Below are 11,221 nucleotides of genomic sequence, written 5' to 3' on the forward strand. Positions count from 1 at the left end.
TAGAAGGCATAGTTGGATTCAATACTGCCCAAGCAGGCGGAGGTCTGTATATTGAAAGTTCCCACAATAATACTATGTCTAACCTAGTAGTAATAAGCAATACTACAACCTCGGATAACGCCGGCGGAGGAATATTCTTAACAAATTCTCACAATAATAACATATTCTCAGAAATAATAAGCAATTCATCAACAGGACCTAATCCAAGAGGTGGAGGAATAAGACTTCAAAACTCCCACAGCAACACCATAGACTCAAAAGTAATGTTCAACACAACTGCCAACAACGCAGGCGGTATATATATTATCAACTCCAGCTTCAACAAGATCTCAGGACAGATAATAAGCAACACTTCTCTTAATGGCTCCGGTGTATACATATGGGGAGGAGTCAGCAATTTAATAAGTGCTCTAATACAAAATAACAATAATTCCTCATATGGACCCATTTACATCCTTTCCAGCCACTTTAACGTAATATCAAACTCACAAATATTCTCAAACACTGCTGGCAACACCTCGGGAATTTACATAACTTCTGCTAATAGTAACACCATAATATCAAGCACTTTCGCTAATTCCAGTGGTGACACTGGTGGTGTATTTGCTAACAATGTCAACGGATTATGGATACTAAACTCCTACCTAACAAACTGTGGTCCTAATAAAGTAATAAACTTACAAGATGTCCAAAACCTAACAATATCCAACTGCTACATAGGAGGTAGTAGTACAAACACCACTATAGGTGTTTACGAAACTACAGATATTGGCGGACACATATTCGTTGAAAATAAATTCATCACAAATAACTTAAAGGCACTATATAGAGAAGCAGCTCCTCTCTCTGAAATAACTGATATAAGTCTGGTGAATAACCCCTTTGTAATAGATGCTTCTATAACCAGAGATAATATAGTTACTAACCAATAGAATGGATTCCGAGGTTTGTAATTGGGTAGCAGAGACAAAATCTGCTACCCCTTTTCTGTCTTTCCCAGGTCAATTATACTAAATTCTGAAAGATGTATAGACTTATCTACCTCAAAAAATGACAGCACCAACTGATAAGGCAATGAAAGAATTCTCTCTAGAACCCTTTTCCTATTGTTTTCATCAAGTTCTCCCAGGATATCGTCAAAAAGAAGTATTGGTTTCTCTCCAGTCCTTTCCACTATATATTCAGCACATATAAGCTTGAAAAAAATACTTACAAGTCTTACCTGTCCTTGCGATAGAAAGGTTTTTGCAGGCTTATCATTAGAAGTAATCACAATATCATCAAGGTGAGGGCCCACTATAGACTTGCCATATACCACTTCCTTATCAACCTTATCATTAAGGATATCTGTAAAACTACTTACTGGATCTTGGGAATCTCTAACAAGATCCACAAGATGTGATTTATACCTAACCTCTACTTCCAAGCCAGAGAGAGCTTGCATCCTACTAGATATGTAATTAAGTAGTTGATACCTATATTTTGTAACCTCAACTGCAAATTTAGAAATACTAGCGTTATAGGTTCTTACAAGTTCTTTTGCTTGTTGTATTGATTCCTCTTGATCCGAACGACCTTCTTCTTGAAGTTTTCTTATCATTCTGATGCATGCATTCTTCTGCTTAAGAATCTTGTAGTAATTTACCAAGTTATGATAGTAAGAAGGAGTTACTAGAATCAAGAAGGCATCCATAGCTCTTCTTCTCCACAATGGAGTCCCGACGACCAGTTCATAGTCCTCTATTAGGAATGGCACTACTTTTAACTTCCCCGAAGCATTGACAACATTCAACACTTTATCATTTATCCTTATCCTCTTATTTCCTTTGTTATCCTTAAACTCATATCCAACAAATATTGTGTCAAGTTTAGAATTTTCCTCTTCAATCTCTACAAGTATATTGAAACTACTTTCCCCCAACCTCACAAGATCTTTGTCCGTTTCGTATGTCCTTAGTGGTGAGAAAACAGAAGCATAGTTTATTGCTTCTATTATCGTAGTTTTACCAGATCCATTTGGACCAACTATTATGTTCTTGTCTCCAAACTCAACTTTTAGATCTTTAAAAAGCCTAAAATTCCTAAGAAGTAGTTTTTTCAGTCTCATATTAGGGCAACTATTATAAAAAATAACAAAGAATGTTTCTAACTTGGCAAACTAGTATTGGTAAGACTAAAATAAAACTAGCACTAGGCATAGTTTTTGTTTATTCTTCTCGCAGTCCCTGACGGGACTGGATGAACACTCTTTTCGGTAAAATTAATTTGTATCAGTGGACAGTGTTTTGTTATAATTAGGGAAAAATATTTCGTTTGGGAGGTTTTTATGGCTGAAGGAAAATTTGAGAGGAAGAAGCCACACATTAATGTTGGCACAATAGGACATGTGGATCATGGTAAAACTACCTTGACTTCTGCTATTACCAAGGTTTTGGCCAAAAAGGGGTATGCAAAGGAGAAAAACTATGAAGACATTGACAATGCTCCTGAAGAGAAGGCAAGAGGCATAACAATCCAGATTCAGCATATAGAGTATGAGAGTGATAAGAGACACTATGCTCACATAGACTGTCCCGGGCATGCGGACTATGTTAAGAACATGGTTACTGGAGCTGCGCAGATGGACGGCGCTATTCTTGTTGTTGCTGCAAATGATGGTGTTATGCCTCAAACTAGGGAACATGTGCTACTTGCAAGGCAAGTTGGTGTGCCCTACATTGTTGTGTTTTTGAATAAGATTGATATGGTAGACGATCCTGAGATAATTGACATAGTGGAGGAAGATGTAAGAGAACTTTTAAAGAAGTATGGCTACCCTGGTGACAAGGTTCCAGTTATAAGGGGTTCCGCCTACAAGGCAATGACAAATCCTGATCCAAATACCGACGGAAAGTGCGTGTTAGAGTTAATAGAAGCGCTTGATAACCATGTTCCAGAACCCATTAGGGAAATTGACAAACCCTTCCTTATGCCAATAGAAGATGTTTTCTCCATTTCTGGTAGAGGAACAGTAGTCACTGGAAGAGTTGAAAGGGGTAAGATTACACCTGGAGAGGAGGTTGAAATAGTTGGTCTTTCTTACGAAGTTATAAAGACAGTTGTAACATCAATTGAGATGTTTAGAAAGGAGCTAGATTCCGCAATTGCGGGAGACAATGCAGGATTACTCCTAAGAGGTGTTGGTAAAGATGAGGTTTGGAGAGGACAAGTTGTTTGTAAACCAGGTTCTGTAACTCCACACAGAAAATTCAAATCCGAGATATATGTCTTGAAGAAAGAAGAAGGTGGAAGACACACACCATTCTTTGCCGGCTACAGACCCCAGTTCTTCTTCAGAACGGCAGATGTAACCGGAACAATTACAAAAATACCTGGTGAGATGGTCATGCCTGGCGACAACGTAAATGTTGAAGTAGAGCTTATATATCCTGTTGCTATGGAAAAAGGACTCAGATTTGCTATAAGAGAAGGTGGTAGAACCATAGGAGCAGGAGTAGTAACAGAAATCATTGAATAGTATAGCCTATGGTATCAAGAATCAGAGTCAAGCTTAAGTCATACGATGCGGAAGTTATTGACAAAACCGCTAAAGACATATACAATGTGGTGAAAAACGTTGGGGCCAAAGTTGTTGGTCCCATACCACTGCCAACTAAGATCAGAAGGTATACAGTTTTAAGATCACCCCATGTAGACAAGGACTCAAGAGAACACTTTGAATACAGATTACACAGAAGACTTATAGACATTCTAGAACCTTCTCAAGAAGTCATTGACGCACTACTAAGGCTTGAAATTTTACCTTCCGTTGATGTTGAAATAAAACAAGATTAGAAAGAGCTTAATGCTCCTATATTCATATCTCTTTTTGGAGGAAATTATGGGAAAGAACTTCTGTGGTAAAGCTTTAATAGGCAGGAAAGAAGGAATGTCTCAAGTGTTTGTTGGAGAAAATGTAATTCCTGTTACTGCTATTACTCTAGGCCCTTGTGAAGTTTTACAAATCAGAACACAGGAAAGGGATGGCTATAATGCTATACAGCTTGGCTTCGGTGCTAAAAAACATAAAGTCAAGGACAAAGAAAACAAAGGAAGATATAAGGTAATCCTAAAACCAGCGATAGTGAAAGAATTTAGAGTCAAGGACCCAACTCAGTTTAACAAAGGAGATATAATTGATATCTCCTACTTTGAAGGAATCAAGTTTGTTGATGTAACAGGCTGGTCAAAAGGAAGAGGGTTCCAGGGAACAATGAAAAGATGGGGGTTTTCCGGTGCACCAGATTCACACGGACAATCTGTGTTTCACAGAAGACCTGGTTCAATAGGGCAACATACCTTCCCCGCAAAAGTATGGAAAGGGAAAAAAATGGCAGGAAGAACTGGAGGGAAAAAAGTTACCGTCCAGAACTTAGAAGTTGTTGACATTGATAAAGAGAAAAACCTAATGCTTGTTAAGGGGGCAGTTCCCGGATACAACGGAAGCTACGTTATTGTAAGAGAAGCTATAAGGAAATCACTATTATCCAAATGAGAGGAGGGGTGGCCGAGCGGACGAAGGCAGCAGTCTTGAAAACTGCAGTGCTCTTAGATAGAGCACCGGGGGTTCGAATCCCTCCCCCTCCGACCACAAAACTAAAAAAAACCTATCACAACACCAACCCCCCTCTCTCTCTTAACCCTCCCCCTACTACTAAGAAAATAACCTACCGAAGTCTCAGTATAAGAGTTATCCTCTCCGTACTTCTTAAAACTCTCAGAACCGACTATCTTCGTCACAAAACTATCCACCGTCTTGCTTATCAACATATAACCCCTACCTCTTAAAGATATTCTATCCACTTCAACTTCACTGTGACTGAAAACAAAACCTAACCCCGATCCCATCTCAACAGAACTTGCAACCGAATACATATCCGCTACACCAAGATAATCCCGCAGATTTATCTCCAGACAATCCTCACTCAAGAAAACTGACAACCTAACCTTGCAAAATAAATTACCCAAGTTAATGTTAGCCTCAACTATATTATCTAAAACCTCTGAAACAGAAATTATGATATCCTCTCTATCACCCTTCCTTACAAATGGAAGACGATCCACAGTAGAAATCAGTAAATCAATAATACTCTTCGGTAAAACTTTTATACTATCCTCAACAACAAACGTTCTTTCATCTATACAAGATTTAGTAAAAAAACGCGAAACTCTTGAAGTTAGCTCACCCTCTCTCCTTATCAGGTCTATAATATCTCTCAACAACATAACTTTAGCAAATTCATCTTTCCGTGAAACTACCCCACTCTCACTCAATCGGGGAATACCAGAAATAAAAATCAGCACATTCTTGTTAGTCGGAACAAAGCGTTCTCTTATACTGGGTATACTAGCAGAAGAGTCAGTTACCACAATGTCATTGTCACCTAAAGCACCAACCTCATCAATAAACTTTACCGTAGCAAAATCTTTACCAAAAACCTCTAGAAATTTACCACGCACTCTTTTTTGGCTCACCAGCAACACCATAGCTAGTCTTTTACTAGTAAGAATATTAATTTTCACTTTACAACATTTCAAATAAAATAGAGAGTTCCAAAATTATCAGAAAATGTTACAACAATCATTCTTAGCCATAACCACACACAAACCAAGCAAGAAAAAATTGTATACCTTCCCATTCTCAACAAACACCACAAATCCCAACAACCCAACTACAACTTCCTTTTACCTCTTTCCAATTGTTGCTCCTACCTTCAGAGGAACATCAAATTAAGTTTACTTTCTAGACACTTTCCCCCTAATCAGCGATATTGCTATACCAGTATAAGCTACCACCGCTACAAGAATCAATACTGTATCAACAACAAGCAAAGAAAGGTTAAATGAAACAAAAGCATACTTGTAAAAGTAAAACGCCAAGGCACCTAGGGTAGTTAAGATCATAAATATAGCAGGCACAAGAGTAAATATGCTACTTTTTCCTCTCTTAAGAAGGTAGACACTCAATACTACAAGTGTCAACGCTGCTACTAACTGGTTAGCTGTACCAAATAATTTCCATATAGCAACATAAGCACCACTTAACGCCAAACCTCCAGAAGCCAGAACAATTATGAAAGTAGAGATATACTTACTGATACTCCTCTTAACAACAGTATGGTATATTTCTTCAAAAAGGAATCTAGATATTCTTGTAGCAGTGTCAAGAGTTGTAAGCATAAACCCATTTATCATAAGCACAGCAAAAGCAAGTCCCCATCCCCCTAAGATGCTTCCAGAAAGAGAACCAAACGCTTTGCCAAATGCAGGAATAGCTTTACCATCCTTCACAAACGATACAAGCTCATCAAACGGCAAGAAGAAAATAATAGAAATTATGACAATAAGTGAAAGGAAGCTTTCCGCCACCATACCACCATAGCCAACAAATTTAGCATCCTTTTCGTTAGCCAACTGCTTTGAAGTTGTCCCAGAGGCCACCAAGGAGTGAAACCCTGAAATAGCTCCGCATGCAACCGTTATAAAAAGGATAGGCCACAGAGGTTCCAAAAGTCCCGTAGCCGGGTCCCTAGCAACATCCGACACCTGAAAAAATGGAATCTTTATATCAGGATTTCCAAAAATCCCAAAAGTCAATATCCCCACCACACCAAATAGCATCCCTGCAAAAAGTATGTAAGAGTTAACGTAGTCTCTAGGTTGCAAAAGCACATTAACTGGCAAAACCGATGCAAGAAAAGAATAAGCAAGAAGTATAAAAATCCAAACAACGGTTGAAGTTTTAGCATCAAAGGGTAAAACTATACCAATATTGTAATTAAAAGAAACAAAAACACTTCCCAAAACTAAAACAAGACCAATAAAAGTTGAAAATACGATTCTCCACTTCAACCTATAAATCAACAAACTTAGAAGTAATGCCGTAACTAGAATACTAAAGGTAGGTAGAACTATTTTAGGTTCAAAAACAAAAGTCACCGCAGTATAAGCAGAGAAAACTGAAATCACAATGATCAATGCAAAAAACACAAAAATTAACATAAACAAACTAGCAAACTTACTTATCATCTCCTTAGATACATCAAATATAGACCTACCCTGATTCTTAACAGAAACAACCAGAGACAAAAAATCGTGAACAGCCCCGAAAAATACACCTCCCAGAAGAACCCAAAGCAAAACAGGTCCCCACCCATACATGCTTATTGCAATAAGTGGACCTAATATAGGCCCCGCTCCAGCGATTGAAGCAAAATGATGTCCAAAAAGTATAAACCTATTAGTAGGAACATAATCAACACCATCCCTTCTCTCAACCGAAGGAACAGGATTGTTCCTATCAATTCCTACAACTTTGCTCAAGTAACTAGCATAGATAAAATACCCAATCCCAAAAACAACAATGGACCCCAAGAAAATCCATATCATTCCAAACCCCTGAAATCAAAAGAATTTTATCAATGATCCAACCAAGATTTCAATTCTCCACATTAACACTCAGTAAAACCTAATTCCCACAGCGTCACTTTACCCCAAGCTTCAAACCCTCCTAACACCAAAAGAGCAATTTTATCCAGTTCCGACAGGAACTGCGAGAAGAGTAAAAGAAAGACTCACAAATTCTAGAATTTATTGATCAATACCACAAAAACTTCCAATAACTAAATTGATGTTTAATACCACACCCAGTCCACTAAGTGGACCGCAAAAAAAGTAGAAACAAAACCCCTTAAAAGATTAAACCTTAACACTAAGTTGAAACAACAGTTCCAATCCATCTATACTAGAAATGAAATGAGATATATAATTAACTTGGTTTGCATCCTCCTATTAGGAGGAATTTTTGAAAATCTCTATGCACATTTTCTTTCATTCAAATTTTCTACCAACAACATCTACAGACTAAAAGTCTACACAAAGCAAGATATCTACGTAGACGATGTATTTTTCAGAACAGTTGAAGGAATGTCCAAGATAACCATCCAACCTTATGAGTATAGGAAAGTAGATGGTGAGGATTATCTTCTAGTGAAATACCTATTCTACTACATGAACAGAAAGAAAGCAGATGAGGAGTATAAACTAGCAAAGGTTGAAGAAATTGATATTCTAATCAGCCCCTTAGGGAATGTAAAATTACTTCAACCTTCTTACCTACCACCAAGAAGAGGAATTCCATCCTTTGTAAATTCACCAGTAGCAAAAGGGATGAAATGGCAAGCAGTTGGCGAAGACGTTTTTACAGAGAAAGATGAAATAGTTGAGGTTAAAAGCATAGTCAACTATGTAGTTGAAGACGTAGTTATGAAGGAGGGTAAACCATTTGTAATCTTTGATGCAAGCTACAACTTCACATTTGGTAACCCCAGTGGTAAATATATAAAAGACATAAAGCTTACATCCTCAACCAAATACAACTGGGACGTTTTTGAGGGTATTTTCTCCGAGTATCGTGAGATCTTTGATATAACCAAAACTTACATGCCAAACTATCCTTATAGCTCCACCAAGCACCAAGGAACTTCAATTGGAACAATGGAAATTGTGCCAATAAACATTGCCAAACAGTTTAAGCTTGCTAGAGAAATAGAGAAAATTAGCCCTGAAGTCCAAGTCTCACCCCCCGAAAACAACGAAATAAAAGTCAGAATATCAGACATACTATTTGATGTGGGAAGTTATAGTATAAAACCTAGTTATAGAGAGATGCTTGAAAACTTAGCAAAAGTTCTAAAGCAATACAGCGAAGTAGACGTTGTCATAGAAGGACATACGGACAATACTGGAACTAGAGAATATAACTTAACTCTCTCTGAAAATAGAGCTAGATCAGTAGCAAATGTTTTAATCCAGAGCGGAATAAAGCCTGATAAAGTTTCATACCGTGGCTATGGGCCAGATAAGCCTATTGTTCCCAACACTTCCGACGAAAACAGGGCTAAAAACAGAAGAGTTGAAATAAAGCTCATTTGGGGAAAATAGGCAATAGAATCGTTTATAATTTCACTGGAGGTTTCTATGTTTGGTAAAAGATCAGCACCAAAAGAACCTAAGATCCTAAATATCGCCTTTATCTCAGATCACATAAACTATTTCACAACTAACTGGTATGAATTATTTAACTTTGAAACATACTTTCTCTGCAAGCTCTCAAACACACTCCAGGAGTTAGGACATAATATTACAGTAATTCTTCCTTTTCACAAAAGCCTGGAAAACAGCAAAAAGTTCAAAGAATTGAAGTTTCTAAGATCAGAAGAGGTGATAATACCAGAAAGAGACAGTAGAGAAGAGAAAAAAGCCGAGGTAATGCTTTACAATTGTGGTGCAATAAACTTAGCTTTCATCAAAGAAACATCTCTTTCCGACAGAGAAGGTTTTATAAGTGATCCGAGTAATTCAATGCTCTATCCTGATAATTTATCCAGATTCTCAGTTTTTGCAAGATGTTCTCTGGAATCATTAAAGGCCATTCCCTTTAGACCCGATGTAGTTCACATTGTTGGCAAGTGGGCTAGTATCTCTGCAATATACATAAAAACACTATACAGATACGACAACTTTTTCAGAAAATCCAAGGTAATCTTCACCATATCCTCCATTGATGATATACCTGTGTTCGTGGTGGATCAATATCCATCCCTAGGATTAGACTGGAACTACTACAGGTACGAATATCTAGAGTTTTATGGAAAGGTCAATGTAGTTAAAGGTGCAATAGTATTCAGTGACACCACAACATTCTGTAGTAACTCCTACATAGAGGAAATCAAGAAAGAGGAGAGTGGAAAAGGACTTGAAGGTGTCATAATACAAAAAGCTAACGAAGGCAAGATCAAATCAGTTCTCCCAGGTGTAAGTAGTGAGCTTTCACCAAAAGAAGATAAAGAATTGCTCAAGATCGGTGCTAACTACTCAAAAGAAGATACAAAAAATAAGAAAAAGGTAAAATCCTTAATCTGCAAAAAACATAAGTTGAACGAGGGAAATATTCTGTTTCTATTCATTGGGGATTTCAAGGAAAACACCGGAATTTCGTTCATATACGAAATATTTAGCGATCTACTTCCAAAAAGAGAAGTTTCCCTCATCATAATAGGAAAAGGTGAAGGATTTAGAGAAACAGCTATAGGTGAACTAGTAGACAAGAATAAGGATAAGGCTGTGTGGCTAAAAGAAATCAAAATAGATGAGATTACATCGTACATAGCAGGCGCAGACGTAATTCTTATTCCATCCATTTCAGAACCTAGTAGCATTCTACCCGCAGTTTCTATGCTCTATGGAACACTACCATTGGTCAGAGGCGTAGGTATCCTAAATGACTTAGTAAGAGATAAGATAAATGGATTTAAGTTCTACGAATACTTACCAAGCGAATTTAGAAACAAACTCACCGAAGTAATAGAGATGTATTACAAAAACCCAAAAAGATGGACAAAACTAGTAGACACTGCCATGAAGTCAGAGTTTTCATGGTACAATTCCGCAAAGACTTATGTTGAAGAAATCTACTCAGACACTAGGAAATAATAAAGGATTTTCATTAATAGAGACACTTGTAGCAATCTTCATTGCTTCACTCACAATACTCTCCGTAGTAGAAAGCTATAGATATATCTTAAGCGTTACTTATGGAACTAAGGAAATTACAGTAATGCTAAACGCTGTGAAAAGGGTGTACAACGACACCCTTCTAGGAAAAATCAGCTTTGAAACAAATTTTTACACAAACGTTGATGGTGTAGAAATACACCTAATCCTAACAAACACTACCTCTACAAATCCCCTAATTTCGGATGTTCTGATATTTGCTACAAATGCTAACAAAACGTTCAGTGTATTGACATCCATTTATTAGTCAGAGCAATAGTGAAACTAGTAAAGTTAGAACCTCTATTTTTTGTAATAACTGGCATTCTTTTCTATGTATGATTTTAAATTTTCAGGAACATCTTCTAGGGGATAAATAGCTCCAACTGGACACGCAGATTCACATGCTCCACAGTCAATACATTCATCAGGATTTATATGCAAGTGCTCAACATTGGCAAAATCACTTTCATCAGGTCTTGGATGAATACAATCTACTGGGCAAACTTGCACGCATGTTCCACACTTCGTACCTACACAAGCCTCCGTAATTACCCTTGCCATAAACACCTCCTGAGCGGGAAACGGGATTCGAACCCGCGACCCTCGGCTTGGGAAGCCGATGCTC

General features: G+C 37.6%; 11 protein-coding genes and 1 tRNA gene. 8 read left to right on the plus strand and 4 right to left on the minus strand.

Features of this window, described 5'->3' with window-relative positions; all coding sequences use genetic code 11:
• Positions 1–932 (plus strand): NosD domain-containing protein (locus ABDH28_04165; protein ID MEN2998210.1); only part of this gene is annotated, 932 nt, incomplete at its 5' end.
• A 44-nt stretch (positions 933–976) separates the two neighbouring features.
• On the opposite strand, the gene recF is transcribed toward ABDH28_04165, so the two are convergent.
• Complete coding sequence (gene recF / locus ABDH28_04170; GenBank protein MEN2998211.1) at positions 977–2,107, minus strand: DNA replication and repair protein RecF; 1,131 nt, start codon at positions 2,105–2,107, stop codon at positions 977–979.
• 219 nt (positions 2,108–2,326) lie between these two features.
• Here recF and tuf point away from each other — a divergent pair, with 219 nt between their 5' ends.
• The 4 genes from tuf (at position 2,327) to ABDH28_04190 (ending at position 4,626) form a co-directional block, all read left to right on the plus strand.
• Positions 2,327–3,517: an elongation factor Tu gene (tuf, locus tag ABDH28_04175; GenBank protein MEN2998212.1), complete on the plus strand. Its 1,191-nt coding sequence runs from the start codon at positions 2,327–2,329 to the stop codon at positions 3,515–3,517.
• 8 nt (positions 3,518–3,525) lie between these two features.
• Positions 3,526–3,834 carry a 30S ribosomal protein S10 gene (gene rpsJ, locus ABDH28_04180; protein ID MEN2998213.1) on the plus strand — a complete coding sequence of 103 codons (309 nt, stop codon included), beginning with the start codon at positions 3,526–3,528 and terminating at the stop codon, positions 3,832–3,834.
• A gap of 46 nt (positions 3,835–3,880) precedes the next feature.
• Positions 3,881–4,534 carry a 50S ribosomal protein L3 gene (rplC, locus tag ABDH28_04185; protein MEN2998214.1) on the plus strand — a complete coding sequence of 218 codons (654 nt, stop codon included), beginning with the start codon at positions 3,881–3,883 and terminating at the stop codon, positions 4,532–4,534.
• Between the two features lie 2 nt (positions 4,535–4,536).
• Positions 4,537–4,626, plus strand: a tRNA-Ser gene (locus ABDH28_04190).
• Positions 4,627–4,635: 9 nt separating this feature from the next.
• Here ABDH28_04190 and ABDH28_04195 read toward each other — a convergent pair.
• Positions 4,636–5,526: a hypothetical protein gene (locus ABDH28_04195; protein MEN2998215.1), complete on the minus strand. Its 891-nt coding sequence runs from the start codon at positions 5,524–5,526 to the stop codon at positions 4,636–4,638.
• 249 nt (positions 5,527–5,775) lie between these two features.
• Positions 5,776–7,428 carry a carbon starvation protein A gene (locus ABDH28_04200; GenBank protein ID MEN2998216.1) on the minus strand — a complete coding sequence of 551 codons (1,653 nt, stop codon included), beginning with the start codon at positions 7,426–7,428 and terminating at the stop codon, positions 5,776–5,778.
• 366 nt (positions 7,429–7,794) lie between these two features.
• Here ABDH28_04200 and ABDH28_04205 point away from each other — a divergent pair, with 366 nt between their 5' ends.
• The 3 genes from ABDH28_04205 to ABDH28_04215 are packed head-to-tail and all read left to right on the plus strand — an operon-like array spanning position 7,795 to position 10,861.
• The gene (locus ABDH28_04205; protein MEN2998217.1) at positions 7,795–8,982 is read left to right on the plus strand and encodes an OmpA family protein; all 1,188 of its coding nucleotides are present in this window, start codon (positions 7,795–7,797) and stop codon (positions 8,980–8,982) included.
• 36 nt (positions 8,983–9,018) lie between these two features.
• Entirely contained in the window at positions 9,019–10,533 is a 1,515-nt protein-coding gene (locus ABDH28_04210; GenBank protein ID MEN2998218.1) for a glycogen/starch synthase, read from the plus strand.
• Positions 10,499–10,861: a prepilin-type N-terminal cleavage/methylation domain-containing protein gene (locus tag ABDH28_04215; protein MEN2998219.1), complete on the plus strand. Its 363-nt coding sequence runs from the start codon at positions 10,499–10,501 to the stop codon at positions 10,859–10,861. Before ABDH28_04210 ends, ABDH28_04215 begins: the two co-directional genes overlap by 35 nt.
• A gap of 35 nt (positions 10,862–10,896) precedes the next feature.
• Here the strand turns inward: ABDH28_04215 and ABDH28_04220 are convergent, their stop codons facing one another.
• On the minus strand, positions 10,897–11,157 hold the full coding sequence (locus tag ABDH28_04220) for a ferredoxin family protein (GenBank protein ID MEN2998220.1): 261 nt from the start codon (positions 11,155–11,157) through the stop codon (positions 10,897–10,899).
• Positions 11,158–11,221: the final 64 nt, after the last annotated feature.

This window comes from Brevinematia bacterium, from assembly GCA_039630355.1.
In the GTDB taxonomy this organism is placed as follows: Bacteria; Spirochaetota; Brevinematia; order DTOW01; family DTOW01; genus SKYB106.

Bases quoted from the DNA above. Each gene is read 5' to 3' on its own strand.
- recF (MEN2998211.1), bottom strand. From the start codon at position 2,107: ATGAGACTGAAAAAACTACTTCTTAGGAATTTTAGGCTTTTTAAAGAT.
- tuf (MEN2998212.1), top strand. From the start codon at position 2,327: ATGGCTGAAGGAAAATTTGAGAGGAAGAAGCCACACATTAATGTTGGC.
- rpsJ (MEN2998213.1), top strand. From the start codon at position 3,526: ATGGTATCAAGAATCAGAGTCAAGCTTAAGTCATACGATGCGGAAGTT.
- rplC (MEN2998214.1), top strand. From the start codon at position 3,881: ATGGGAAAGAACTTCTGTGGTAAAGCTTTAATAGGCAGGAAAGAAGGA.
- ABDH28_04195 (MEN2998215.1), bottom strand. From the start codon at position 5,526: ATGGTGTTGCTGGTGAGCCAAAAAAGAGTGCGTGGTAAATTTCTAGAG.
- ABDH28_04200 (MEN2998216.1), bottom strand. From the start codon at position 7,428: ATGATATGGATTTTCTTGGGGTCCATTGTTGTTTTTGGGATTGGGTAT.
- ABDH28_04205 (MEN2998217.1), top strand. From the start codon at position 7,795: ATGAGATATATAATTAACTTGGTTTGCATCCTCCTATTAGGAGGAATT.
- ABDH28_04210 (MEN2998218.1), top strand. From the start codon at position 9,019: ATGTTTGGTAAAAGATCAGCACCAAAAGAACCTAAGATCCTAAATATC.
- ABDH28_04215 (MEN2998219.1), top strand. From the start codon at position 10,499: ATGTTGAAGAAATCTACTCAGACACTAGGAAATAATAAAGGATTTTCA.
- ABDH28_04220 (MEN2998220.1), bottom strand. From the start codon at position 11,157: ATGGCAAGGGTAATTACGGAGGCTTGTGTAGGTACGAAGTGTGGAACA.